We start from the raw sequence: 24,854 nt of genomic DNA on the forward strand, positions 1-24,854 counted from the left end.
GGCAGCATGTCGAATGAAGCTGATACCACCTGCCTTCATCCTAGCGAGACGCAATCCAGACCCATAATTTTCTCGAAAAATATAAGACATATAGGAGGTAACAATGGAAAACAACAATGCAACTGAAAAAACACAGCGTACTTTGACTTCGAGAGAGTTACAGGGCTACAACCGATGCAATATGCGTCGAGAAAGAAATCTGTCTCTGAAGGACGCCAAGGGCGTAGAAAATGTTTATGAAAAGTCGGTTCTGATCAAAGAGATGATCCGCAAGCGTCTTTTCAAGGTGGCAACCGATGAGGAAATCGAGGCAACCCTGGAAATGAAGTTCATGGAGATGAATTATCCATCCGCAGAGACCGCAAAACTTCATGCGGCAGATGCATATCGCCAGATCATGCGCTATGTCCACTGTGAAGATCGTGTCCCTGAGGTGGCGCCGATTAAAACTGTGCGGCCATTTGACTTATTCAATGTCAAAGTGAAACCGGATTACATTTTTACCGGCGTAAAAGAATTTCCGTACACGAAAGTGGTTGGGAAAAAGAAAAGTACCTACACAATCCCTAAGAAGTACATTGAGGTTGTAAAAATCAAATGCAGCAAACCGAATGTATCCCTGACTAGCAAGGCAAAAGATGCCGGCATGATGCAGTCTTTGGAGCTGTATGCGATGCTCCAGTATGCCCGTAGTCTGGTAGGCCCGGATGAGAAAGATATCAATATCTGTGCCTCCTACTATTACCTGCGTAAAAACAGCGACAATTCCGCCACCAAAACATTCGATACCGATTTCTTTGAGAATAAGGGGGCCGGCAATATTGTAACGCTGTGGGAGGAGTATAAGGCAAACGGAAAAACGGAACTGGACCTTTTGTTTCAGCCTCAGTTCGAGGAGTTTGTAAATGGAGAACAGGTGACTGGCGGCGGCTGCGTTGGCTGTGATTTCTATGAAATCTGCCATTACACCAAACCGCCGACAAAACTGGAAGCTGAAGAGCATGGCGCGACACGTTCTGTAAAAGACGTGAAGCTGACACCTACCCAGCAGGCGGTAGTTGATTTTCGCGATGGCATTGCCTGCGTGAATGCCGGCGCTGGTGCCGGAAAAACAACCAGTATTGCACTGCGTACCGCAAATATCATTGCTGAGACAAAGCGCCCGGACAAAATCTGTATGCTGACCTTTACGAACACAGGAGCGGCAGAGATGAGCGAACGTATTCAGCAGTACGCCGATGACTTAGGCTGCGACGCTGATATTTCCAAGCTGACCTCAACGACTTTTAATGCCTTTGGCTATCAGATCGTCAAGGAGAACTACGAAGAGCTTGGATTTTCAGAAGTGCCGAAGCTGATTGATGAAATCGAGCGGAGTGCTATTATCGCAGAGCTTTTGCGTGACACGATCATCCCTGGTCTTGATTACCGCAATTTCTATGTGAACATGAGAACTTGTCGCGGCGCCTTATCCGTTACCAGAAAGGCGTTCGAAATCATTAAGAAGGAACAGCTTGTCGGTTGTGATCCATCCATTCTTTATAGACTGATGCCAACCGGCTTCTGCACCTATATGCATCGATTCAATACAGCACCAGAGCTTATGGATCTGTACGACAAATACGATGAGATTCTCAAAAAAGAGAATTTAATCGAATACGCCGACCAGGAGTTACTGGTATTTGAACTCCTGAAAAAACATCCAGACTACTTCGAAAAGTATGGTTATGAACACATCATCGTCGATGAGTTTCAGGACACAAACGAACTGCAGTTTGAGCTTTTGAAGAGACTCATTGATACTCCGTCTTTCAAATCCTTTATGGTCGTGGGAGACGATTCCCAGAGTATCTTTGCTTTCCGCGGTTCAAGTCCTGAGTACATTATCCACTTCTTCGAGAAGCTGGGAACACAAGGTCAAAAATTCGATATGATGGAGAACCACCGTTCCACACCGCAGATCATTGAATTTGCAAATCAGATCAATGGCCTGAACAAAAACCGTGTGGAGAAAGATCTGGTCGCTGTCAAGGACGATGGCCCGGATGTCAGTGTCCGTGTGTTCTGGAAACGTGGTGAAGACGAAAAATTTGCCGTTGAAGCCATTCAGCAGAAACATGAAAATGGAACGGCATATGAGGATATTGCCTATATCACCTATACACGCACGGAGCTGTTAAAAATCGGTACCATGCTGACTGAAGCGGGGATTCCATGGATCATGTTGAATCCGGAACCGATGCTTGAAAATTCCAGAGTGATTGCAGCGCTTTCCTTAGTAAAATTCATCTCCGATCCGGATGCAACCAGAAACGCTATGGTGTATCTCAATGCGAAACTGGATGGTGAATTGCTGCAGGAACGTACCGACGAGGAGATCCTTATCGGCATCACAGAGCTGGATGCTGACGTCAATGCTCTTTTAGAGGCAGCGGATGAAGCACAGATCCCGATGTTTAAGGCTCTTTTGGACGCCATCGATAACGGAGATGAGGTATATCAGAAATTCGTTGAAATGGTGATGCAGAAAGAGAATCTGGAAAAAATGCTGGAGTTCTGCAGCCTCTTTGAGGTGTACGGAACCGACCAGGTTTGCAAACGAGAGCAGTCTTATCCTGGCGTTGTTTTAACCACTGCTCATTCCTCAAAGGGTAAAGAATGGCCAGTTGTGATTAACAACCTTGCGAAATACCATATCCAGGAACTTGGCTGCCGCTTTAACTCGCCTGATTTTGAAGAGCGCAGACGCCTTCTGTTTGTTTCTGCGACCAGAGCAGAACAGAAGCTGTACATCATTGGACAGGCAGTCGCTTATGGTTCGAAGGCGAACGATACTCGGGCACTCAATCAGTTTCTCATCGAGAGCTGTAATGTTACCGATACCCCGTTCCCAACAGAACCAGTACCAGAGAAGAAAACGAAAGGAAAAACAGTAGCATGATCGCGAAAATTTTTCAAAACGATACCATCACTGAAGTGACATTGCCGGACATTTCCGTGGAGCCAAACGGTTCCACGGAATGCACCGCTTATGAATACGGCACCATCCTTGCCAATGCAATCGCAACAGTGTATGAAAAAAATAAACCTGCAACCATTGAGGTATGGAATGATACTACGATTCTTCACACATTGGTAACAGCGCAGGGAGAGGAAGGTCTTTATTTAACAGACCGTGTCCCAGGAGGAATGCGGCCGGGCATTGCATTTACAAAAAGAACAGAACGCATTCCGGACCACTATCTGATTTTAGTGGATCCGGCCCGCAACATCAATAAAAGCTACAAGACCTCCGACCTTGGAGCCGGAGAGTGGGGAGCCACAACCGGTGACATTGGGGCTAAACAGGGCTTTGGCCGCCGTTCCAGAAACGTCGTAGTTCCAAAGACACATCCGGACTATATGTTTGGGATTCGTATCATGGAAAAACTGATGGAGGGCTACCAGGATAAATCGGAATGCCATAGTGTGAAGATTATCCGTAAGAAAAATACAGAGTCTGATGTCAGTGGTATTCCGGATGAGGTCGTTGCTGAACTGATCGAACGCTTAATGCGTTTTGCGGAAATGGCTATTCAGGAAAACTATACGGTGTCCTATACCGACGTTACCGAGGCCATGATTAAACAGGCCCATGATGCACTCAACGCCATGCGAAGCAGTCAGACGCTGGAGGAGTTCAATAAAAACCTCTTAAACCTGATGCATATCATTCCGCGAAACATTGACCGCAAAAAGGGAGTGCGCGGTATGTTAGCTGCAGTAACAAAAGACTATGCTTCCATTTTGATCCGCGAGGCAGAACTTTTGGATATTATGGAAGGTCAGATTCATATCGCAGGTGACGGAGAGAAGCCTGGTGAAAATCTGCTGGAACGCCTTGGTCTGGAAGTGGAAGTGGCTACCGACGAGCAGACATCAGCTGTGAAAGAGCGGTTGAATGATAGCTTAAAAACAAAGTTGAAACGCGTGTACCGTGTGAAAAACTTACGCACACAGACACAGTTTGACAACTACATAAAAGACCATCAGACCGCCGACGGAAAGGATCCGGAAGTGAAGATGTTCTGGCATGGCAGTCGAAATGCCAACTGGTTTTCCATTATGCAGAAAGGATTGTTGTTAAATCCGGATGCGATGATTACCGGAAAGATGTTTGGAAACGGTGTGTATTTTGCTCCGCAGTCCTTAAAATCCTGGGGTTACACCTCTGCTGGAAAATGGACAGGGGAATCCCAAAACACTGCCATTATGGCGCTTTACGCTACCGCTTATGGCACACCGCATGAGGTGTATTCTTTTAGTGGCAGCTGGAACGGCTTTAACTATCAACGTTTGCAAAAAGAGTATCCTGGCTGTGATTGCGTACATGCAAAAGCAGACAAGGGTATGCTGTTAAATGACGAAATCATCTTTTACCGGGAAGACCAGATGGCCATTCAGTATCTGTGTGAATTCGATTTAACGAAATAATCCATTGAAAGCGTCCGAAATTCGGGCGCTTTTTTCATGAAAAAACGTACATCACCTTTCTTTTCCATAAGATCACTTTGCATAATTTACTTGACCGTTATAAAGTGTTTTTTCATATCCGCAGACTTTGATTTTTTGCGATGGGAAAACGCACCCCGTACAATGGAATTATCAAATTGAGGAAACGAAAGGAGCTTTTAAGAAAAGAATATGAACAAAAACAACACCACTTTATCTGCGGAGAGAATGGAGGATCTGTTACGCAGCGTGATAGCAGCGATTCAAACATCATCGGATAACCCTGCGGAGACACAAAAACAATTGGAGGCACTCGGTTTTACCAGAGAAGATTTGATGGTCCTGGGCGTTTCTCTTTCTAACGAGGAACGTATCATTATGTTCCCGGATGAGAACACCTTAAAAGATCATGCCGTAGAATCCGAATCTTGGGAGACGGATGGAATTGCGTTCTTTGAGGAGCCGGATCAGGACTATACGATCTCAAAACTGGAATGCATCTCAGATCCTAGTAGCGTGATTTTAACAACGCATTCCAAACAACGAATGAAAGAGCGTTGCGGCTTTAAGAAGAAAAGCAAACAGCGAATGGCTGAAAGGGTATTTTTAGATGGCATTACGCCAGAAGAAACGAATGGCAATCTCAAAAAATGGTTAGAGGCAGTGACCAGAAAGAACACAGATATCAATAATCTGCGTCTTTACGGAGACAAAATATATCTCTTTGCAGACAGAACACTTGTGACGGTATTCTGGATCCCAAAACAGTTTATGTCCAGGGTTAATCAAATTGCTCAGAAAAAACGTATGTTGAGAAAAGAAGCATAAAAGATGAGGGAATCTTCTAAATGTGCCATCATAATTAAGCCGTAAGCAATAGGCATCCAGAAGAGATGAATAAAATGCATTTATAAAAAACAAATGAAAGTATCAAGGAGAAAAAATGGACATTCAAAAATTTAAGGTTGGAACATTGGCGTATGGATTTTCCAGATCCCGCAGTAACTATGGGTGCATTACACCCATTGAAATTGTAAAGGTTGGACGAAAATATGTGACGGTTGCCGGCGGCACGCAATACATGGAGGCACCGAATGGTCATTATTTGATGGACAAAGACAATCTCGATTTTCATCCACTTTTGTTTCTCACACGTCAGGAGGCAAATGAGTACAAGGAGTCGAAAGAGCTTTTGGAATATATTCGGGCACACCATTACGCCATTTCCGAATACAGCCTGCCGGTCCTGCGAGATATTGCAACCGCAATGAAACGAGGCGATGAGGAAAGAAAGAACAGGACATAAGGAGAACAAAATTTGCAGTCATTCATCAAAAAGCATCAGTATAAACTGGTGCTTTTTTTCATATCCGTAAACTTTCAGTAATTCTGCGGATAAGAGAATTGACCTTTTATTGCACTCGAAAAGTCCACAAAAATACGCCGACAGTATCATCAAAACACTTCGTTTCCACCTGCTATTTTTGTGGTTTTGGCGTATTTTTATGGACCTCAAGCGTATTTTTATGGACCCTTCGCGTAAAAACATGGACCTTTCGCAATTTTTTGACAGCCCTCAAACCCGCATGGTTACAGGCTTTTTCGCACTTTCAAAAATTCACTGTAAACAGTCTTTATAAACAGTCTTTATAAAGTAGCACACTTTGATAAATCAAAATGACTACCTCTAAAAGGTGAAAAGAATTGCTGAGCGGCAGTAATCTGTGTGGGAGAAAATTCATGTAGGTTATTTGTGAGAACTAAGAGTTGCCAACTGTAATCTGTGTGGTAGTCAGTACGGTTATCTCAAAGTCAAAATTCCGATGGAAACAGTGAGTGTTGTTTGAGGTTGTCACATCTTAGAACGGTACAGTTTCATCAGAGTAGTATCATCCCATGACACAGACCAAACAGCAAGCTGTTGTTGATTCGATGACCGCTTTTTGAAAATCGGCGGCAATTTCATATCCGCAAAGTTTAGAGTTTGATGCCAGGCTACCGATTTGATACAATGCAGGCATTCTACTGTTAAAAGAGGCACGTTATGACGAATGAGGATTACAAATTGTTTGAAGCAAATACGATTGCAAAATACGGCATCATGCCATTAACCGGGTGCTTTTTATCGCCGATTGCCACAAAAGCACTCCTATATTTGATCTGGAAATGCAATTCAGAAACACCGGGCGTATTTGATACTGTAAAATTAAGACCTTCGGAGCTTTGTGAAGCTCTTGGATACACAAAAGACAAGAATCGGAACTTTTCACATAATCTGAAAAAGGTGTGCGATGTCATTCAGAACGTGATGTTACAACCGTTCAAGATCTGTTCGGAAGACGGTGATAAATATATCTCGTTTACCTGGATCCAAACCATGGCAGTGGACCTTAAGAATGATTCCATGTGGATTCGCTTTAACACAGATCTGGGGATGTATTTTGGCTCCGAATTACAAAAAAGTTTTACCGTTGTGAAACTCAAATATCTCAATCGGTTAAAAACATCCGCCGCGGTTATTTTATATCCATTTTTTTGTCGGTATGCCGGTATGGGCAGTTTTAATTACGGGGTGGAAGATCTAACCATCCTCTTGACCGGAGACAAACAATGTGATTACAAGCATCTGAAGCGCAATTATCTGCTGCCAGCCATTGAGGCGATCAACACATGGACAGATATTCGGGTGGAATTTATCGAAAATAAAAAAGAGCGTCGGGTATCCAGTTTATCATTTTCCATTTATAGTGAACCAGGACTTCCGGAACTGGAATCTTATATGGAGTTTCATCAATTAAAGCCCAGTGAAGTATCTGCGATGAACTATGATGAAGATTGGATGGGCGCATATCGTTACAATATGGCAAAACAGAAATATGAGCTACTGTCAGTTTCATAGATTGCCAAACAATGGAAAATACACTAAAATAAGACAAATAATACACTGCTAAGAAAGGGTGTGTGAATATGAAAACAGTCATTATTGGAGATATACATGGGTGTTTGCCACAGCTTGTCAAACTACTGAAGAAAATAGAGGTTGATCAAAGACGTGACCGATTGATTTTTCTTGGCGATTACATCGATCGTGGCCCATATGCGTATGAAACCATCATGTATATCATTGAACTGCAGAAAGCGATGGGAGATCGCTGCATTGTCCTCCGTGGCAATCATGAAGAGATGATGCTGGAAGCGTTACAAAACCATCCAGCTTCTCTCAATTACTGCTCGTTATGGGAGCAAAATGGCGGCAGAGAAACCGTAGCCTCATTTAAGAAAAATGGTACGCAAATTTTCAGTGTCAAACCGTGGTTACAATCCTTAAAATATTATTATGAGACCGATACATTCATTTGCGTACATGCCGGGATTGATGAACGTGGACTGAAATATACATCTGAAGATACATTGTTGTGGGATCGCAGCGTAGCAGAAGATGGTTGGTATCAGGGGAAATTGCTGATTTGTGGGCATACGCCAGTGTTGGAAGTCAACTACCAGGATGGAATGCATCAGATGAAGGTAATTGACAGTCGAAAAAAGCATCCTTTACCCCAAACAGGCGTCATCAATCTTGATACGGGCTGTATATTTGGTTATAAATTGTCGGCCATGGTTATTGAAAAACATTGGTTTCATGTTGAGTCTGTATTCTGGGAAGATCATGCGATTGTAGAAGAATAGACAAATGATCACGTAAGTGTTGTCCTAATATGTCCAAACCCATAATTATTTCATAGAATCAAAGGTATTTGAGCATGATCAATCATGGAATACATTTGGTTTTATCTGAGGCATATGCCTCTGCGACAACAGCGGAGGAGCCTTAGGCACCTCCAATCCCAGGAAAGGAGGTGGAAATAGTGATGGGAAAACAAAAGAAAAGCAGCCCTGATAAAGTCGAAAAACTCTTAGAGGATTATGGAGATGTTTTTGCTGACATATTCAACGTGTTGATATATCAGGGAGAGAATGTAGTGCAACCAAATAATTTGGTTGACGGACCAACAGCAAGCGTCTACAAAGCAGCCGAAGGCAATTTAGGCCAGAAGGACAGAGACGTGGTGAAAATGGATGTTCGTAACAATGTAACATACGCGCTGTACGGTCTGGAAAATCAGACCGCAATCAACTATGTAATGCCAGTAAGAAGCATGGGATATGACTATGCATCGTACGAAAAATGCATTCGTGAAATGAAAGCGCAGAATCAAGCAGAAGAACATGAACCTCAATTTGCACAAGAAATCTGGCCGGAACAAAAAATTTATCCAGCAGTGACGCTGGTTCTGTACTTTGGGACAACACCATGGACAGGTCCAACCACGCTGCACGAAATGATGCATCTGCCTGAAAAATTAAAACCATATGTGCCAGATTACAAAATCAATCTGGTACAAGTGGCGTTTTTGGAAGAGGAAATGATCGCTAAATTTCAAAGCGACTTCCGAATCGTGGCAGAATTTTTCAGAGCTAAAAGACTTGGCAATGAAAAGAAAATCATGTATAATAATAACAAAACATGGGATCATATCGGCGAACTGATGGAATTTTTCCATACCTTTACAAGTGACAAACGGTATCGGGATTTCAAACAGTTCATGATTGACGAATCCCAGAAAGGAGAAGTCAAGATGTGTAGTCTTTTGGACGCCTTTGAAAAAGAGGGCATGGAGAAAGGCATGGAGAAAGGTCTGGAACAGGGACGATACCAGTCTTTGGAAAAGCTGATGAAAAAGACAGGTATGTCTATTTCAGAGGCGATGGATGCACTGGACTTTTCCGAAGAAGAAAGGTCCAGTTACAAGCAGTGGCAGTCTGAAAATAAGACAGCCACGTAGAGATGAAATCAAATTTTTGGCCAGAAATTTGATCGAAGAGGCTTCCTAGTAATAGGGAGTCTCTTTTTTGTGTGATAAAAGCGCCGCGACTCCCCTCTGAATAGTAGATTTTGTAGGTAAACTGCCATATATGGCAGATCTTCATTTGTGCCATTTTTACTCGATTTCATATCATAATTGGCACGACACTGATTGGTATCTTTGTACCATCAGGTCATGCAACCATTCACCGCCTGCCATCATATGAGCAGGTCATTTTGGAAAGGAGGGTCAAGGAAAATCGCAATGCAAAACTGCATTCATTACCCTTGACAAATGTACATGGGAAAGAAAAAGAGAGGCGCCCTGATAGGCGCAGCAATTGCTGGAGCAGCCGGATGTTTGGTCTACCGTCATTGCCGCAAACGCAATGAAGAAGATCCATTCATGACTGCATTGGAACTTCAGAGATTCAAATTGCAGAACCGCGATGACAATGAGTCATCCGCAACCACCACATCCAAGAACCGCATCTATGCAGCCAACTGCCAGGTCAGAACGGATATGAAAAAGACTGGACGCAACAATCACTGTATGGTGATCGGTGGACCATTCTGGCTAATATAAGGACCTTTAGCTCAGTTGGTTAGAGCAACCGGCTCATAACCGGTCGGTCTTGGGTTCGAGTCCCAGAGGGTCCATTTTCCCATAGAGCAAGGCAACATACACCTGCTGATGAACCTTGCGAAAAAACTTTTCCAGAGAGATGAGACCACGGCCGTGAGTAGCAGTAGTCGGCGATTCTGGAATATTCCCGGAAGTAAAAGTGATCCGACATCATACGTCTGGACAAGTGGTTTTATAAGGGATACAACTTGGTTTCCGTCGTGCATCAAACGTAGGACGGAGTAATAGGACGTGAACAATACCTTCCATTTTATGCCGATATAGCACAACGGTAGTGCAGATGCGTCGTAAGCATAAGGTTGTAGGTTCAAATCCTATTATCGGCTTGTGCGGGAGAGTGAAACGGATACAAAGATCACACTGGGCTCATATCCCAGTCATAATGGGTTCGACTCCCATTCCCGCTATTCGTGAAAATCAAACGGTCCCCATACCACCGTAATAGTCGGACACCTCTTATTTATTCTATGTTTGGTCCCCCTCCAACATAGAATAAATCCGCAGGTACGTCCCTGCGGCATATCCCAGAGCTGTGAGGAATTTCCCGCATGAGCGGTTGCATTCCTCTAGTGGCTCTAGGGAGAATAAAAGGAGTCGCCCCGGCATACGGCAAGTTCGCAGTAGTATACCATCTGTGCCAATGGCGGAACGGCAGACGCGGCAAGCTCAAACCTTGTTTTTTCTACGGGTTCAAATCCCGTTTCCTGTATTTTACCCGTGTGATGGAATGGCAGACGTCCCGCACTCAGGATGTGGATTTTGCGGGTTCGAATCCCGCTGCGGGTACTACACTTTGTCTGTATAGCTCAACTGGGAGAGCAACTGCCTTACAAGCAGCGGGTTGGAGGTTCAAGTCCTTCTACAGACATGAAAACATTTTATCAAAATACATCAAAAATTCTTATCCGCAATGTTTCAAAATTTGAAATCGCGGTACAACTATGATAAAATGCATACATAAGATTCGCCGGTGTGGCTCAATTGGCAGAGCAGTTGATTTGTAATCAGAAGGTTGTGGGTTCGAGTCCCACCTTCGGCTTTCCTCACAATGAGGAATTGTGTTTTTTGACTTGTGATCACCTAACCTTTCGTGGGCATGCGGCACTGACTGCAGCAGTGATGGTAGCCAGGCATCACATTTTGCATCACTAAGGAAGACAAATCGTTGCGCGACGTCAATACCGGGTTCGAGTCCCGGTTGGTGCATTCGTAAGGGGGTGTAGTTCAATTGGTAGAACGCCCGCCCTGCAAGCGGGAGGCTGTGGGTTCAAGCCCCACCAATTCCATTTATCAAAAAAAGAAAGGAAGATTTATCATGAAGAACGTAAAGAACATGCATTCAATTATGTGGTCCAGACATGACATCAGTATCGATTATGATAGTGATGAAATTAGAATGCATGAATATAACGACCGGATTGGTAAAGATTCTACTCTTCCATCTATGATGTAATGCTACACATGTAGATGGATCCCATATTTTTAATAAGGGATCGGAATATAGAGGATTGCCATGATGGCAGTCCTTTTATTTTTGCCTGTATGGACTCAGCGGATAAGTCACCGCCCTGTCACGGCGGAGATCCGGGTTCAACTCCCGGTACAGGCGTTTTGACGAGATGTCCGAATCGGTAAGGAGCCGGATTGGAAATCCGGTATGCGAGTCATCGCTGTATGGGTTCGAGTCCCATTCTCGTCGTTATGCTGGTGTAGCGCAGCTGGTCAGAGCATTCGCCTGATATGCGAACGGTCGAAGGTTCGAGTCCTTCCACCAGCACTCCATCGTAGCTCAGCTGGCAGAGCATCCGCTTCATACGCGGAGTGTCGTGGGTTCAAGTCCCACCGGTGGTACTGACTTCCCTTAGCACAAACGGATAGTGCAACGGATTTCTAATCCGTCGGTTGTGAGTTCGAGTCTCGCAGGGAAGACTGTGGCCGTGGCTCAATGGTAAAGCAGCGGATTGTGGATCCGCCATTTGCGGGTTCGAGTCCCATCGGTCACCCCATAGGTCGATGGTGTAGTGGAAACATGATGGTCTCCAAAACCATTGTCGCAGGTTCGAACCCTGCTCGACCTGTTTTGCTCCTATGGACTCAGCGGATAAGTCATCGCCCTGTCACGGCGGAGATCCGGGTTCAACTCCCGGTGGGAGCGTTTTTTGAAAAAATTTCAAAATCATTGGAAATAATGCAAATTTGCATAAGTCCTATTGCTATAATGATAGCATAAAGACAAGGAGTTGTACCCAAGAGGCTATAAGGGGGTGGTCTTGAAAACCGCTAGGTCGGGCAACCGGCACCTGGGTTCGAATCCCAGCAGCTCCGTTCGGTAGGAGATTTTTTTTCTTCGACTATTTAACTTCATATGCGCAGGTATGCAAACGGTGAAGCAAGCGGTCTGTAAAACCGTGACCCATGTGGTAAACACTGTAGGTTCGAATCCTACCCGGCGCACTTATGCAGACGTGGCAGAGAGGTCGATTGCGGCAGATTGCTAATCTGTAGATCGGTTTTTCACTGATCCGAAGGTTCGAATCCTTCCGTCTGCGTTTTTGGAGATGTACCCAAGAGGCTGTAAGGGAGCGGTTTCGAAAACCGCCAGGCTGGAAGACCGGCACCTGGGTTCGAATCCCAGCGTCTCCGCTCATTAAACAGAAAGGAAAGAAAAGGTCATGAATACCATTTGGCAGAATAAAGGTAAATCAAGTTATGGACAGTCCGGTGTCAGTAGTCGATCATACTATGGCAGCGAACGAATTGGCGTAACTGTAATTTTCTGCCACGGTGCCCATTAAGTGATTTGGAAACATGTAAGGCTCCCTGGCGGGAGTTTTTTGATGTGGAAGGAGTAACATCATGCATCAGACAATGTTTCCATTATTGGTACTTAATGTACTCAAAAATCATGCCACTATAGAAAATCCTCTGACAATCACTGAAATCACAAATTTTATCAATCGGGAATTTGCTCCGTTTGCATTTGAAAAAGAGCGTCTGATCAATCGCTCTACCGTAATGCGGATCCTCGATGCAATGGAATTTTGGACAGAAGGCAATTTGTTTGATTTTCATTTAGTGCAGTGCGGCTCTGATGGGAAGAAAATGTTTTGCTTGCAAGCAAATGAAATTTAGACTTTCAAAACAGTCTACCACAGGTAGATAGACAAACAATGAACACTCTTATATAATAACCATAGAACGAAACAAACAAGGAGGAAATAGCCATGACAACCATGATGATGAAACGCCAATCTGAAATGAAAAGAGAACGCGCTTGTAAGAAACAGCGTGCTTTTGGCGTGGCATCACGGAATGGATATTTTGATATAGGAGCAGAACAGGATTCGCATACAATGTAAGTGAATCCGAATGAATCAATGCATAATTCCAGTATCAAACCGTTTATCCGTGATGGGTGAACGGTTTTTTGCGTGTGTAGCTCAGTTGGCAGAGCATACGACTCTTAATCGTACGGTCGAGGGTTCGATCCCCTCCGCACGCATTGGAATGGGGGAACCCATTCGCTTCATATGGCCCCGTAGTCTAGTGGATTACGACGGCGGCCTCTCAAGCCGCAGATGCTCGGTTCAATTCCGGCCGGGGTCATATGCACCGTACCGTGAGGAGCGGCTGCAGTCTGCAAAACTGCATGAAGACGGTTCGATTCCGCCACGGTGCTTTACAAAAAGCCTATTTTTTGTTATCCGCAGGAAACCAGAGTTTGTGCCATCCAAGCAGACATGGTATTCTGTATGTATGATCTGATTGGTGCAACACTGATAAGATCGGAAAACACGTATTGGAGCATAACTCCAAAGCATTCTTTGTGCGTGTAGCTCAGTTGGCAGAGCAAACGACTTTTAATCGTTAGGTCGAGGGTTCAAATCCCTCTACGCACATTTTGGCCCCACGGTCCAGAGGTTGAGATACCGGCCTTTCAAGCCGGAGATGTCGGGTTCGATTCCCACTGGGGTCACTTTTGCGGATTCGTATAATGGAAGTACAGCCGACTCTGAATCGGTAGGTATAGGTTCGATTCCTTTATCCGCAGCTTGTTTTATATTGGGCTGTCGCCAAGCGGTTACGGCACAGGATTTTGACTCCTGCATTCGTCGGTTCGAATCCGACCAGCCTAGCTTTCGGACTATCGCCAAATGGATAAGGCACACGGCTACGGACCGTGCATTCAGGGTTCGAATCCCCGTAGTCCGGTTTTTAGAAAAATGAAAGGAAGAAGAACGATATGTTAAGAACAGTTCTCTGTCAATGTCAAAAGGAACGAAAACAGGAACGCACTCAAAAACAGTGCGTTATTTGTGTATCTAAATGACAAGATAGAGTGACACCTTGTTTTTAATATCTGATACAGCACTCACTCTATCTGATGATTATAAGCAGAAGAGGAGATTATATCATGAATTTTCCAGTCATTGACCCGGTCGCGACCGGTTCCAGAATCGACGCCTTAAGAAGAGATAGAGGCTTTAGCGTTGCAGACTTAAAGGATTACTTTGGACTTTCCACTACCAATGCAATTTATAAGTGGATCCATGGCTATGCACTGCCATCCATCGATAACTTTTTAGCATTAAGCGTATTGTTTGGCGTATCTATTAACGATATGATTGCATACAGAGATTAAGAGACGACGATAGAAAAGAGACCTGTCAAGGGTCTCTTTTTTGTTTGCTGCACTGTTCCTGTGCGTTTTCTAAGACATTCCATTCCATAATTGAACCGAAATATTATAAGACATTTGAGTATGTCTGGAAAAGGAGCAAATATGGAAAAGTTAAAATGTCCGCATTGCGGAGAACAGTTTGAGGTAGATGAAACAGGATATGCCGCGATTGTAAAGCAGGTCAGAGACAAGGAGTTTGAAAAAGAACTGTTAAGACAGCGAGAAGCTGCGGAAGCAGACAAGTCCAAATCCTTAACGATTGCAGTGGCAGAGGCAGAAGCAAAGCATCAGGACTACCTGCGTGAGAAAGACGCTGAGATCGCACGCTTAAAGTCCCAGCTGGAATCCGAGCAGGCTCAGAAGGATTCGGTCGTTCAGTTAACGAAAACAGAGGCTGAGCAGCGTTATCAGAAACAGCTTTTTGACAAGGATACCAAGATTGCGGAATTAAAATCAAAACTGGAATCATCCGGCAAAGATCGTGATCTGGCCGTCACAACCGCAGAAGCAGAAGCTGCAAAGCAGATGTCTGCAAAAGAGGCAGAGATTGCGGAGCTGAAGAATCAGATCGCACTTGGCAAAACGGAAGCGGATTTGAAAGCTCAGAACTTAAAGAGCAGCTATGACGCACAGTTAAAGGCAAAGGACGAGCAGATCGCCTATTACCGCGACTTAAAGGCCAAAATGAGCACCAAGATGATTGGCGAGACTTTGGAGCAGCACTGCGAAACCTCCTTTAATCAGGTCCGCGCCCTTGGTTTCCAGAGCGCTTATTTTGAGAAGGATAATCAGGTATCAAAATCCGGCAGCAAGGGTGATTACATTTTCAGGGACTTCGATGAGAACGGCTTGGAGTATATCTCCATTATGTTTGAGATGAAGAACGAAAATGAGACAACCGCCACCAAGCATAAAAACAGCGACTTCTTCAAGGAACTCGATAAGGACCGTAGAGAAAAGGGCTGCGAATACGCCGTTCTGGTGTCCATGCTGGAGGCAGACAGTGAACTCTACAACACCGGAATTGTAGAAGTATATCAGTATCCGAAAATGTACGTTATCCGTCCGCAGTTTTTCCTGACGCTGATCACGCTGTTACGCAATGCCGCACTCAATTCCCTTGGGTACCAGAGAGAGCTGGAGGCGATGCGTAATCAGAACCTGGACATTTCCAAATTCGAGGAAAGTCTTGCTGATTTCAAGAAACGTTTCGGCCGAAACTACCGGCTGGCCAGTGAAAAGTTTGGCTCTGCAATCGAGGAGATTGATAAAGCCATTATCAGAATGCAGAAGGTCAAGGAACACCTGTTATCTTCTGAGAACAATTTAAGACTGGCAAATGATAAGGTGGATGATCTGACCGTCAAGAAATTGACGAAGGATAATCCGACGATGCAGAAACGTTTTGCAGAACTTACCGACCAGTCAAAGGCACCGGCCATCACAGACTCTTCTCAGCTTACGTCTCAGACAGCCTAATTCCAAACAAAACAGCGGATGTGCTCCGCTGTTTTTTGTTTGCCCAATCGTTACTATATCGCATGAGAGGCGCTGTGCCCACTTTTCCAAAACCATAATTGATCCGAACCACACAGGCATTGAGAAGCGGTTCTAAAAATCATGGAAGGAAAAAAGAAAAATGGCAGCAGAAAAAATACCAGAGCGATATTTGATTCTTGTAGATCCGGAGAAGAACAACAATAAATTCTACAAGATGATTGATGCTGGCAATGGAGAGTGGATTGCGCAGTACGGAAGGGTTGGTAACGGAAGGGCACAGCAGCGAAAATATTCAAACCGTGTGTACAACACAAAACTTCAGGAAAAACTCGCAAAGGGTTATAAGGATGTTTCCGATCTTCATGCAATATCGACAGCACCGCAGCAGGAGATCTCGTTTACGGATATTACTGATGAGAAGGTCTCTGAATTTATCAACCGTCTGATGGCATTTGCAAAACACACCATCAAAAGCAACTACACCGTTAATGCAAACGATGTGACACAGAAGATGGTAGATGAAGCGAGAGGCCTGATTCAGAATCTGAGAAATATCGCAAACAATAACATGTCAGAAACAACTGTTGTACGCGCTTTTAACGATGTGTTGAAAGAACTGATGCATGTGATTCCACGACGGATTGCCGGCCAGGGAGCAGAGGGAGTCAAACGTATGATGGCGGCCTGCAAGGCAGATTGTGTGGCCATTATCCTGCGAGAGGAAGAACTCTTGGACATCATGGAAGGTCAGGTAAAAATTCAGGAACGAAAGTTGGAGTACGTTGGATCCTCACAGACACTCTTAGAAGCGATGGGTATTCAAATGTATACGGCAACTGACAGCCAGGTTGAAGAGGTGAAGCGGCATTTAAGTCCATCCTTACGCTCTCAGTTAAAAGCAGTGTACCGCGTCATTAACATGAAGACACAGGAGCGATTCGATGCATACTTAAAGGAGAATGCGAACAGCAATGGCGCGCCAAAAGTCAAAATGCTTTGGCATGGCAGCCGTAATGAAAACTGGGTGTCCATTTTACAAAAGGGCCTCCTCTTAAAACCGGATGCCGTGATCACGGGAAAAATGTTCGGAAACGGCATCTATTTTGCACCGTCTGCAAGAAAATCCTGGGGATACACCTCTGCCGGAAAATGGACCGGAGACCATTCTGACACTGCAATCATGTCTCTTTATGCTACGGCCTATGGTGTGCCACATGAAGTGTATAGCCATGACAGCCGTTGGAAAGGGTACAATTTTGACCGTTTGCAGAGTGATTATCCAAACTGCAGCTGTGTTCATGCAAAAGCAGAGAAAGGGATGTTGCTGGATGATGAGATCATCTTTTACAGAGAGGATCAGATGACAATCTCGTATATCTGCGAATTTGATGTCTAAGCCATAATAACCGCATCAAAAGGGAGTCTATTTTCATAGGCTCTTTTTTTGTAAGGAGAGATTCCAATCCATAATTAAGCAGAAAAATAGAAGACATAGGAGAGGAGGATGTTTATGATTCACAAAAGCAGATACTATCGTAGAAAGCAGAGGGAGTTACACATCAAAAGAAAGGAACATATTCTTCGGGATATTCAGCAGTACGATGATGAATGTATGCCGGTACGGGGGACACTTTCTAAGGGAAAAGTGCATTGTTCCTGTGGTTGCTGTTCGTTTCAGTCTTACACTGAACAGGATCAGAGAAGAGCGGTAACCATGCTTTTTGACATCAAAGAGGCAGATATGGAAACCGTCGCTGTACGAACAGTAGCCAGACTCAATAAAATCGCCAGAAATGCTATCCGCACTAAAAATGCCGGGCCGCATTATTCACAGAAAACCAAGGAGTGCTTTGACTACGATGAGTTTTTACTTGAGTGTCAGTATCAGGCATTTCTCAAGGCACTGTTCGATTGCATCCATGCCGAATGGACGTTCTGTGAACCGTGGACTTTTGTGAACGGTCGTTTTTATAGTTATTCCGAAATTCGTAAGGAACTTGAACGATTAAAAGAGGAGATTGATCGCAGAAAAGAGAAATCGAATTAAGCGACCAGCATGACACTTGCAGCATCCTGAAAAGTGGGCCATCGTGCCCACTTTTTGTAATTCAACGAAATGCCCACCCATAATTACCATGAAAAATATAGAAAATCGAGTTAAAGGAGGTTCAAACGGTGGTGCGAACGATCAGAAAAGCATATCGAATTGCCTGCATTGCGATTGGGAAGCGAAGAGTACGCAGAATTATCCTGATAGCCTGCTTAGGAGTATGTGCGCTGGCGTATAAAAACAACTTTGACATCGTAAAGACATTTCATGAGCTGGTATATGCCTTGGGGAATGTCTAGGAGAAAAATTTACTGAAGGAGAAAACGAACATGAACAGAAAAACAATTTATATCGACCTTGATGGAACAGCAGCAGAGTGGAGAGCGGCTGCCTCTCCGGCAGACTTAAAAAAGAAAGGATATTTTGCTACCCTGGCACCGACAGAGATTGCATCATTTGCAAATACTCTGGTTGAAAATGCAGCGTGTGAAGCCTTTATCCTGTCAGCTTATATGCCTGACACCTATGCATTTGATGAAAAGCATGACTGGAGCGATCAGCATATTCCGAACATCAATCGCGATCACAGACTCCTGGTACCGTGCGGCGTTAACAAAGCTGCCTTTGTGATGGAGGCTCTGAGACGCCCGCTGACCAAGGATGATGTCCTGATCGATGATTACAGCATCAATCTCATCGAATGGGAGGCTGCCGGCGGCACTGCAATTAAGTGGCTCAACGGCATCAATGGAAACAACAACACCTTCAAGGGAACCCGTGTACAGGACATTGATACCTTGCACGAGATTCTGTTTGGAGCAGCATAATACTTCCTTAAAGGAGACGGTTTGATACCGCCTCCTTTTTTCGTGTATAAAAAAAAGCGGTTTTTAGAAAGAAATTCCCCATAATTTGATTACATTCAAATTAAGGAGGTTTCCAATGTCAAAAGCAAAACCAAAATCAAAACAGAAACTGTATGTGTTGGATACCAATGTCTTCATCTCAGATCCGGACTGCATGGCAATGTTTGATGATAACATCATTGTAGTTCCGGATATTGTGATTGAGGAATTGGATCACAACAAAGATGCTCTTGGAGAAAAGGGATACAATGCCCGCAGAGCACTCCGCAATTTTGAAAAATTCAGAAAACAAAAGACGGAAGAAGGCATGAGGACAGCAAACGGTGGAATGATCCGGGTTGTGGAAAATGGATCCATGAAGCTGCTTCCTAAGGGCTGGGAGCCAATCCCTGATAATTTGATTCTGGCTACCGCACTTTCGCTGACAGAAGAAAAGGGAATGCCGGTTATTGTAGTTTCCAAGGATACCGCCGTACGTTTCAAGGCTGACCGGTTAAAGCTGATTGCAGAAGATTACCGGCATGAAATGGTTGATGACGACTATCTGTTGTATAACGGAAGAAATGAAGGAATGGTCTCTGCTGCTGAAATGGAGCATTTTATGGCCCATGGAACGCTGGATGCCAACGTAGTCGTAACAGAAATCGGAACACCGCTGCCCCTTAAGGAAAATGAGTTTGTTATTTTGCGGACATACGACGATAACGGCAGCGTGCTCGGTCAGATGAAGGGCGGACTCATTCACAAACTGTCATATGACAATTCACGGCCATGCGGCATTACGCCACGGAATGTTGCACAGCATTTTGCAATCGAAGCGCTGATGGCTCCTGCCAGCCAAATTCCATTAGTCATTTTGAAAGGATCTGCTGGTACCGCAAAGACCTTTTTGACGCTCGCCTGTGGCATTGAGCAGTGTAAAACAAGGCAGATTTACCGCAGAATGACCATTACCCGTGCAAACGTAGAGTTTGATAAGGATATCGGAGCATTGCCCGGTGATGAAACCAGCAAGGTAGGTCCTTTGTTACGTGGTTGCATGGATAACCTGGAGTTACTGGCCGATGGAAAAAATGTGACAAAGGCCGGCGGCAAAGAAGAAATGGTCCAGGAAAAGGTTCGGAGCCTGATTGATGATGGCTACATTTCCACAGAAGCACTCGGCTTCTTAAGAGGACGTTCATTGACCAGACAGATCCTGTATGTGGACGAAGCGCAGAACACAACCATTTCGCAAATGAAGGGCATCTTAACCAGAGTGGGATCCGACACGAAGCTGGTTCTTGCCGGCGATCTCAATCAGATCGACAATCCAAGACTCAACAAATACAACAACGGCCTTGCATACGCATTGAAGCTGATGGCTGGAGATCCCCTGTGTTGCGTGGTAGGATTCCGTGATGAAGAGACAACACGAAGCGAACTTGCCGCAAGAGTCGCATCGCTCATTTCCTAATCAGGACGTAAATATATTGGCTGCGTGCCAGAAATTTTGGCACGCGGCTCTTTTGGAAAATGGAATTGCTATAGCGTTTTGCGACTTTTGGCTGTAAAAATTCCATACTTAAAATAACACTGTAAGAAAAGGAGAGTACAATCATGGCAAGACATAATGAAGTCACATTATATGGCCGCGTCATTCAAGCACCCAAATTGCTTTATAATTCCACGGATGAAACCAATGCATCCAGAACATTGGTAAGAGTCATCGGTGCCATTTCTGTCATGCGTGGTATCCGAGATTTCGGTGCTGTAGACAAGAGAATCCGCATCGATGTTCCGGTTGTGTTAAGCCAGAACAAAAAGATCATGAAGCTGATGCAGGCCTGGGAAGAGGGCGATATGGTTCTGATTCGCGGTACCTTGGCGACTGTCAACGTGACTAAACCGCATTGCTGCCCGCATTGCCAACAGATCGAACAGATCAAAACAACTCTGGCATTTATCAACCCGATTTTCATGAAAACAGAGTATAAAGGGTTGTCTCCGGAGGAAGGCAATCAGGATATGCGTCGAAACGCAGAGATTTCTAACCGTATTACTGTCATCGGTAAGGCTTGTACGGCACCAGAGATGTTCGTAACTGACAAGGGACAGAAGATCACTAACTACCAGCTTGATATTATGCGAAAATACCGAATCAAAGAGGATGACGACGAGAATAAGCACGACTTCCCATTCGTGAAATCCTATGGTTTCGTCGCGGATAACGATTATCGTGCGATCCAGGAAGAGGGTATGGTATTCGTTGATGGAGCCATTCAGACCCGTGAATATACCAGAACGCATATCTGCCCGTTTTGCGAGAAGGAATATACATACAGGGATTCTGCCACGGAGATCGTACCATATTCCACAGAGTATCTGACTGGCTGTAAAACGATGGAGGAAATTGAAGAAGAGAAGCGCCTTGAGGAAATTGCTGCCGGACAGGCTGCAAGAGCCCAGCTTTTCGGAGATGATACACCTCTTGACGATACCGAAGCAATGGATGAAGCTGCGGATCCGGATGAGGTATAACACTGAAAGAAGCCCCATACAGGGCTTCTTTTTTGTGGCAGTAGTGAGGCAAAAAAAAAGAAGAAGGCCCATCAGCCTTCCTCTTCGCATATTAGATATGTGCGTTCATCGGCACTGCCATAGGAGCAGGTAATGAATACAAACACATTGTCAGAAGAAATAGTTTCTCCCGTTTTTTCTTTCAGAAACGCCTGTAATTCTTCTGGCGAATCAAAGTTGTTTCTGTAAGAGCCATCTGCAGCTCCTGCATAGCAGTACACCGGTTTAAGAGAAATCTCTCTTTCTCCTGTCCAGATGGTAATGTTCTGGTGTTGCTTCATGTAAGCAGCATCCCGGAATTTCACGATGTCCTTGAACATAGATCCATTTTTCATATGGTGTCCATAAACAACGTGAAGCCCGTCTCCGTCGATCTGGTGGTTGCTGTCCAGATAAATAGAACCTGCCGAATTTTTCTTACCGTTGATGTCACGGTGTAAAAAATACTCATTGTCCTCTTTATGCTGCACAATTGGATAATCGATCTTTGTGTTGTCGATTTTGATCCATCCCACCACGTTTGCATTCTGTTTCATCAGGTTGATGACACCTGCCGGAACAGAAGATGCGGCAGACGTTGTTTCTTCCGCAGAACTTTCGGTTGGTTTTACTGCGATTTCCTCTGACTGTTCAGTCAAAGGTTCACTCTCTGTTGTAACCGGTTCCGAAGAAGCTGTCACTGACTCACAGAGACTTTCATATGCAGCTTCATCCTGTTTTTTGGATACAATGCTGCTGATGCTGATAAAGCCGCTGATAACGCAGATAATTAACAGCACCATAATTAAAATACCTCTGACTGATTTCATATTGCGAACCTCCATATCTCTAAATTATTCAAAAGAATTATGCACGACAAAGCGTATGAATTACGACAAAACAACATCAAAAGCACAAGTCTCAGGAATCCCCGAATCTCTTTTTGCAAAATAATCTTATTTTTCATATCCGCAAACTTTGAAATTCGCCTATAAGACGTAAATATTCTACAATAGCATGAAAAGGAGGAGAGAAGATGCAGACACCCATTACTGCCATCCATGGGGTTGGCACCAAAATTACAAAATTACTTGAAAAACTCGGCGTTTATACAACCGATGATTTGCTGCATTTATATCCGCGAAAATACGAGGTCTATAAAAATCCCACCTTTATTGCAGAACTGATCCCCGGTGAAGTTGGCACAACAGGGTTTTTTATCACAAATCCCGTATACGAACAGAAAACTAAGAACAATCTTTCTATTTCAAATACCACGTTGGATGACGGTACGGGCCAAATTAAATTACTGTGGTTTCAGATGCCGTACTTAAAACGTTTGCTCCAGCAAAAGAAGTATGTGATCTTTCAGGGAAAAGTGACGCAAACAGAATATGGTCTCCAGATGGAGCAGCCTCGTTACTTTTCTGAGGATGAATACGCAGAGCTTCAAAAACATATACAGCCGGTTTATCCGCAAACCAAAGGATTATCAAGCGACACCATTCATAAACTGGTCGATACACTCATCAATCAGTTGGATGCGGAAACGATGGAGTTTCTTCCAGAAGAGCTGCTGAGGAAATATACGTTACTTCCGGAGACTAAGGCTTTGGTTGGCATTCATCATCCAGTTTCATGGAAAGAATATTATGCCGCCAAAAACCGTTTGGTCTTTGATGAGTTTTTTCTCTTCCTGCTATCTATTCGGAAAGTGAAAAACTCCATGGTCGAAGCGGAAAATCATTATGTCTTTCAGAAAAATGAGTTGTCCAAGAAGTTAGAAGATTCCCTTCCGTATCGATTGACCAATGCACAAAAGCAGGCCCTGGAAGAAATCCGAAAGGACACCAATAGTAAAAAGACCATGAATCGTCTTGTGCAAGGGGATGTTGGATCCGGAAAGACAATTTTGGCTATTCTGTCGCTTTTGGAGGCTGCAGAAAACGGCTATCAAGGCGCTCTGATGGTTCCGACTGAGGTGCTTGCAAAACAGCATTATGAATCGATTGTGGAGTTATTTGAGAAAAACCAGATCCCGTTTCATGTGGAGCTTCTTACCGGTTCCATGACCGACGCAGAAAAACGAAGAGCTTATCAAAAAATCGCATCCCATGAAGCAGACATTGTCGTTGGCACACACGCTTTAATTCAGGATGCGGTACAATACGATAACCTCGCTCTGGTGATTACAGATGAGCAGCACCGTTTTGGTGTTGGACAGAGAACCCTGTTTGGTAAAAAGGGTAACTCTCCTCATATTTTAGTCATGAGTGCCACACCAATTCCACGTACTATGGCTATTATCTTATATGGGGATATGGATATTTCCGTGATCAATGAACGGCCGGCCAACCGCTTACCAATCAAAAACTGCGTCATTACAGCCAGTGAGCGACACAAAGCCTTTACCTTTATTAACCAGGAAGTGGCAAACGGGCATCAGGTGTATATTATTTGTCCGATGGTAGAGGAAAATGAAAAGGTAGAAGCGGAAAACGTAGTTGCATATGCAGAGAATCTGCAGAAGCACTTCCCGAACATTCCGATTGCTCATCTGCATGGACGCATGAAGGCGGCTGAGAAAACGAAGATCATGGAGGAGTTTTCCAAGGGCGTTACCAAGGTCCTAATTTCCACCACAGTGATTGAGGTCGGTGTCAATGTACCGAATGCTACTGTGATCATGATTGAAAACGCAGAACGCTTTGGACTAGCTCAGCTCCACCAGCTGCGTGGGCGTGTCGGCCGTGGAAGCGCTCAGTCATACTGCATCCTCATTGCTTCCTCCGAAGAAAAAGCACAAGCCGCAAGGCTTGATGTGTTACGCCAGTCAAACGACGGCTTCTTCATTGCTTCAGAAGATTTAAGGCTTCGTGGCCCTGGAGATGTCATGGGAATGCAGCAGAGTGGTATGGGTGCATTTCAGTTGGCGGATATTTATGCGGATGCAAAGTTACTCAAGGCAGCCTCCGATGCAGTCGATGAGATTCTTTCCAAAGATCCAGAACTGAGGACGTACCCGAAACTGGAAGGGAAGCTATCTGTATATATGGAAGAACAAACGGATAACCTCAATTTATAGCATCAAAGGCGGCCGTATGGCTGCCTCTTCAGACTGTAGACAAAGTTGGTGCTGGGAGTTATCCCCAGCACCACTTTTCTGTAAATAGCCTCTGTTTTAATAAAAATCTTAAAAAACTCCAAGATTCTTTCAT

The 24,854-nt window shown here is 44.4% G+C and carries 21 protein-coding genes and 24 tRNA genes; 44 read left to right on the forward strand and 1 reads right to left on the reverse strand.

The window, feature by feature from the left end; translation table 11 throughout:
* The first annotated feature begins 103 nt into the window (after positions 1-103).
* From FYJ39_RS16205 to FYJ39_RS16410, 43 genes are all read left to right on the forward strand, one after another.
* Positions 104-2,941 (forward strand): ATP-dependent helicase, encoded by a 2,838-nt coding sequence (locus FYJ39_RS16205; RefSeq protein ID WP_154473492.1) that lies wholly within the window; start codon positions 104-106, stop codon positions 2,939-2,941.
* Positions 2,938-4,473 (forward strand): PARP domain-containing protein, encoded by a 1,536-nt coding sequence (locus FYJ39_RS16210; RefSeq protein WP_154473493.1) that lies wholly within the window; start codon positions 2,938-2,940, stop codon positions 4,471-4,473. Before FYJ39_RS16205 ends, FYJ39_RS16210 begins: the two co-directional genes overlap by 4 nt.
* A 210-nt stretch (positions 4,474-4,683) precedes the next feature.
* Positions 4,684-5,319 (forward strand): hypothetical protein, encoded by a 636-nt coding sequence (locus FYJ39_RS16215; protein WP_154473494.1) that lies wholly within the window; start codon positions 4,684-4,686, stop codon positions 5,317-5,319.
* A gap of 115 nt (positions 5,320-5,434) precedes the next feature.
* The gene (locus FYJ39_RS16220) at positions 5,435-5,797 is read left to right on the forward strand and encodes a beta barrel domain-containing protein (RefSeq protein WP_154473495.1); all 363 of its coding nucleotides are present in this window, start codon (positions 5,435-5,437) and stop codon (positions 5,795-5,797) included.
* 738 nt (positions 5,798-6,535) lie between these two features.
* On the forward strand, positions 6,536-7,390 hold the full coding sequence (locus tag FYJ39_RS16225; RefSeq protein ID WP_154473496.1) for a replication initiation protein: 855 nt from the start codon (positions 6,536-6,538) through the stop codon (positions 7,388-7,390).
* 68 nt (positions 7,391-7,458) lie between these two features.
* Positions 7,459-8,178 (forward strand): metallophosphoesterase family protein, encoded by a 720-nt coding sequence (locus FYJ39_RS16230; RefSeq protein WP_154473497.1) that lies wholly within the window; start codon positions 7,459-7,461, stop codon positions 8,176-8,178.
* 182 nt (positions 8,179-8,360) lie between these two features.
* Positions 8,361-9,335: an Rpn family recombination-promoting nuclease/putative transposase gene (locus FYJ39_RS16235; RefSeq protein ID WP_154473498.1), complete on the forward strand. Its 975-nt coding sequence runs from the start codon at positions 8,361-8,363 to the stop codon at positions 9,333-9,335.
* A 426-nt stretch (positions 9,336-9,761) separates the two neighbouring features.
* The gene (locus tag FYJ39_RS16240; RefSeq protein WP_154473499.1) at positions 9,762-9,941 is read left to right on the forward strand and encodes a hypothetical protein; all 180 of its coding nucleotides are present in this window, start codon (positions 9,762-9,764) and stop codon (positions 9,939-9,941) included.
* Positions 9,942-10,015: transfer RNA gene (locus tag FYJ39_RS16245), tRNA-Ile, on the forward strand.
* A gap of 240 nt (positions 10,016-10,255) precedes the next feature.
* Positions 10,256-10,327: transfer RNA gene (locus tag FYJ39_RS16250), tRNA-Thr, on the forward strand.
* 387 nt (positions 10,328-10,714) lie between these two features.
* Positions 10,715-10,787 (forward strand) — tRNA-Leu (locus FYJ39_RS16255).
* A 9-nt stretch (positions 10,788-10,796) separates the two neighbouring features.
* Positions 10,797-10,869 (forward strand) — tRNA-Val (locus tag FYJ39_RS16260).
* Positions 10,870-10,967: 98 nt separating this feature from the next.
* Positions 10,968-11,040, forward strand: a tRNA-Thr gene (locus FYJ39_RS16265).
* A 189-nt stretch (positions 11,041-11,229) separates the two neighbouring features.
* Entirely contained in the window at positions 11,230-11,454 is a 225-nt protein-coding gene (locus FYJ39_RS16270) for a hypothetical protein (protein ID WP_154473500.1), read from the forward strand.
* A gap of 83 nt (positions 11,455-11,537) precedes the next feature.
* Positions 11,538-11,610 (forward strand) — tRNA-Asp (locus tag FYJ39_RS16275).
* Positions 11,611-11,614: 4 nt separating this feature from the next.
* A tRNA-Ser gene (locus FYJ39_RS16280) sits at positions 11,615-11,700 on the forward strand.
* Positions 11,701-11,704: 4 nt separating this feature from the next.
* Positions 11,705-11,778 (forward strand) — tRNA-Ile (locus FYJ39_RS16285).
* A 1-nt stretch (position 11,779) separates the two neighbouring features.
* Positions 11,780-11,852 (forward strand) — tRNA-Met (locus tag FYJ39_RS16290).
* Positions 11,853-11,856: 4 nt separating this feature from the next.
* Positions 11,857-11,930, forward strand: a tRNA-Arg gene (locus FYJ39_RS16295).
* Between the two features lie 2 nt (positions 11,931-11,932).
* Positions 11,933-12,007, forward strand: a tRNA-His gene (locus tag FYJ39_RS16300).
* Between the two features lies 1 nt (position 12,008).
* A tRNA-Trp gene (locus FYJ39_RS16305) sits at positions 12,009-12,079 on the forward strand.
* A 4-nt stretch (positions 12,080-12,083) separates the two neighbouring features.
* Positions 12,084-12,156 (forward strand) — tRNA-Asp (locus tag FYJ39_RS16310).
* Positions 12,157-12,237: 81 nt separating this feature from the next.
* Positions 12,238-12,326: transfer RNA gene (locus FYJ39_RS16315), tRNA-Ser, on the forward strand.
* A gap of 42 nt (positions 12,327-12,368) precedes the next feature.
* A tRNA-Tyr gene (locus tag FYJ39_RS16320) sits at positions 12,369-12,455 on the forward strand.
* A gap of 5 nt (positions 12,456-12,460) precedes the next feature.
* A tRNA-Ser gene (locus FYJ39_RS16325) sits at positions 12,461-12,550 on the forward strand.
* Positions 12,551-12,555: 5 nt separating this feature from the next.
* Positions 12,556-12,644, forward strand: a tRNA-Ser gene (locus tag FYJ39_RS16330).
* Between the two features lie 213 nt (positions 12,645-12,857).
* Positions 12,858-13,133, forward strand: a complete 276-nt coding sequence (locus tag FYJ39_RS16335; protein WP_154473501.1) for a hypothetical protein — start codon at positions 12,858-12,860, stop codon at positions 13,131-13,133.
* Between the two features lie 92 nt (positions 13,134-13,225).
* Positions 13,226-13,360, forward strand: coding sequence for a hypothetical protein (locus tag FYJ39_RS21250; protein ID WP_268890681.1), 135 nt, complete (start codon positions 13,226-13,228; stop codon positions 13,358-13,360).
* A 70-nt stretch (positions 13,361-13,430) separates the two neighbouring features.
* A tRNA-Lys gene (locus FYJ39_RS16340) sits at positions 13,431-13,503 on the forward strand.
* 30 nt (positions 13,504-13,533) lie between these two features.
* Positions 13,534-13,607 (forward strand) — tRNA-Glu (locus tag FYJ39_RS16345).
* 220 nt (positions 13,608-13,827) lie between these two features.
* Positions 13,828-13,900: transfer RNA gene (locus FYJ39_RS16350), tRNA-Lys, on the forward strand.
* A gap of 4 nt (positions 13,901-13,904) precedes the next feature.
* Positions 13,905-13,977 (forward strand) — tRNA-Glu (locus FYJ39_RS16355).
* A gap of 4 nt (positions 13,978-13,981) precedes the next feature.
* Positions 13,982-14,052: transfer RNA gene (locus FYJ39_RS16360), tRNA-Gln, on the forward strand.
* Positions 14,053-14,064: 12 nt separating this feature from the next.
* Positions 14,065-14,137, forward strand: a tRNA-Gln gene (locus FYJ39_RS16365).
* 4 nt (positions 14,138-14,141) lie between these two features.
* A tRNA-Arg gene (locus FYJ39_RS16370) sits at positions 14,142-14,213 on the forward strand.
* A gap of 202 nt (positions 14,214-14,415) precedes the next feature.
* Positions 14,416-14,643: a helix-turn-helix domain-containing protein gene (locus FYJ39_RS16375; RefSeq protein ID WP_154473502.1), complete on the forward strand. Its 228-nt coding sequence runs from the start codon at positions 14,416-14,418 to the stop codon at positions 14,641-14,643.
* 141 nt (positions 14,644-14,784) lie between these two features.
* On the forward strand, positions 14,785-16,161 hold the full coding sequence (locus FYJ39_RS16380; RefSeq protein ID WP_154473503.1) for a DUF2130 domain-containing protein: 1,377 nt from the start codon (positions 14,785-14,787) through the stop codon (positions 16,159-16,161).
* Positions 16,162-16,321: 160 nt separating this feature from the next.
* A complete protein-coding gene (locus tag FYJ39_RS16385) occupies positions 16,322-17,578 on the forward strand; it encodes a WGR domain-containing protein (protein ID WP_154473504.1) in 1,257 nt (418 codons plus the stop codon).
* Positions 17,579-17,692: 114 nt separating this feature from the next.
* Positions 17,693-18,229 carry a hypothetical protein gene (locus FYJ39_RS16390; protein WP_154473505.1) on the forward strand — a complete coding sequence of 179 codons (537 nt, stop codon included), beginning with the start codon at positions 17,693-17,695 and terminating at the stop codon, positions 18,227-18,229.
* Between the two features lie 128 nt (positions 18,230-18,357).
* Positions 18,358-18,531 carry a hypothetical protein gene (locus FYJ39_RS16395; protein ID WP_154473506.1) on the forward strand — a complete coding sequence of 58 codons (174 nt, stop codon included), beginning with the start codon at positions 18,358-18,360 and terminating at the stop codon, positions 18,529-18,531.
* A gap of 30 nt (positions 18,532-18,561) precedes the next feature.
* The gene (locus tag FYJ39_RS16400; protein WP_154473507.1) at positions 18,562-19,059 is read left to right on the forward strand and encodes a hypothetical protein; all 498 of its coding nucleotides are present in this window, start codon (positions 18,562-18,564) and stop codon (positions 19,057-19,059) included.
* 115 nt (positions 19,060-19,174) lie between these two features.
* The gene (locus FYJ39_RS16405; RefSeq protein ID WP_154473508.1) at positions 19,175-20,554 is read left to right on the forward strand and encodes a PhoH family protein; all 1,380 of its coding nucleotides are present in this window, start codon (positions 19,175-19,177) and stop codon (positions 20,552-20,554) included.
* 143 nt (positions 20,555-20,697) lie between these two features.
* Entirely contained in the window at positions 20,698-21,618 is a 921-nt protein-coding gene (locus FYJ39_RS16410) for a single-stranded DNA-binding protein (RefSeq protein ID WP_154473509.1), read from the forward strand.
* Positions 21,619-21,689: 71 nt separating this feature from the next.
* Here FYJ39_RS16410 and FYJ39_RS16415 read toward each other — a convergent pair whose 3' ends face one another.
* The gene (locus FYJ39_RS16415; protein WP_195840464.1) at positions 21,690-22,466 is read right to left on the reverse strand and encodes a class B sortase; all 777 of its coding nucleotides are present in this window, start codon (positions 22,464-22,466) and stop codon (positions 21,690-21,692) included.
* Positions 22,467-22,672: 206 nt separating this feature from the next.
* On the opposite strand from FYJ39_RS16415, the gene recG reads away from it, so the two are divergent.
* Entirely contained in the window at positions 22,673-24,721 is a 2,049-nt protein-coding gene (gene recG, locus FYJ39_RS16420) for an ATP-dependent DNA helicase RecG (protein WP_154473511.1), read from the forward strand.
* Positions 24,722-24,854 lie beyond the last annotated feature (133 nt).

This window comes from Clostridium porci, assembly GCF_009696375.1.
Lineage (GTDB): Bacteria > Bacillota > Clostridia > Lachnospirales > Lachnospiraceae > Enterocloster > Enterocloster porci.

Coding starts and splice junctions, on each gene's coding strand:
- FYJ39_RS16205 (WP_154473492.1), top strand. CDS start 104: ATGGAAAACAACAATGCAACTGAAAAAACACAGCGTACTTTGACTTCG.
- FYJ39_RS16210 (WP_154473493.1), top strand. CDS start 2,938: ATGATCGCGAAAATTTTTCAAAACGATACCATCACTGAAGTGACATTG.
- FYJ39_RS16215 (WP_154473494.1), top strand. CDS start 4,684: ATGAACAAAAACAACACCACTTTATCTGCGGAGAGAATGGAGGATCTG.
- FYJ39_RS16220 (WP_154473495.1), top strand. CDS start 5,435: ATGGACATTCAAAAATTTAAGGTTGGAACATTGGCGTATGGATTTTCC.
- FYJ39_RS16225 (WP_154473496.1), top strand. CDS start 6,536: ATGACGAATGAGGATTACAAATTGTTTGAAGCAAATACGATTGCAAAA.
- FYJ39_RS16230 (WP_154473497.1), top strand. CDS start 7,459: ATGAAAACAGTCATTATTGGAGATATACATGGGTGTTTGCCACAGCTT.
- FYJ39_RS16235 (WP_154473498.1), top strand. CDS start 8,361: ATGGGAAAACAAAAGAAAAGCAGCCCTGATAAAGTCGAAAAACTCTTA.
- FYJ39_RS16240 (WP_154473499.1), top strand. CDS start 9,762: ATGACTGCATTGGAACTTCAGAGATTCAAATTGCAGAACCGCGATGAC.
- FYJ39_RS16335 (WP_154473501.1), top strand. CDS start 12,858: ATGCATCAGACAATGTTTCCATTATTGGTACTTAATGTACTCAAAAAT.
- FYJ39_RS21250 (WP_268890681.1), top strand. CDS start 13,226: ATGACAACCATGATGATGAAACGCCAATCTGAAATGAAAAGAGAACGC.
- FYJ39_RS16375 (WP_154473502.1), top strand. CDS start 14,416: ATGAATTTTCCAGTCATTGACCCGGTCGCGACCGGTTCCAGAATCGAC.
- FYJ39_RS16380 (WP_154473503.1), top strand. CDS start 14,785: ATGGAAAAGTTAAAATGTCCGCATTGCGGAGAACAGTTTGAGGTAGAT.
- FYJ39_RS16385 (WP_154473504.1), top strand. CDS start 16,322: ATGGCAGCAGAAAAAATACCAGAGCGATATTTGATTCTTGTAGATCCG.
- FYJ39_RS16390 (WP_154473505.1), top strand. CDS start 17,693: ATGATTCACAAAAGCAGATACTATCGTAGAAAGCAGAGGGAGTTACAC.
- FYJ39_RS16400 (WP_154473507.1), top strand. CDS start 18,562: ATGAACAGAAAAACAATTTATATCGACCTTGATGGAACAGCAGCAGAG.
- FYJ39_RS16405 (WP_154473508.1), top strand. CDS start 19,175: ATGTCAAAAGCAAAACCAAAATCAAAACAGAAACTGTATGTGTTGGAT.
- FYJ39_RS16410 (WP_154473509.1), top strand. CDS start 20,698: ATGGCAAGACATAATGAAGTCACATTATATGGCCGCGTCATTCAAGCA.
- FYJ39_RS16415 (WP_195840464.1), bottom strand. CDS start 22,466: ATGAAATCAGTCAGAGGTATTTTAATTATGGTGCTGTTAATTATCTGC.
- recG (WP_154473511.1), top strand. CDS start 22,673: ATGCAGACACCCATTACTGCCATCCATGGGGTTGGCACCAAAATTACA.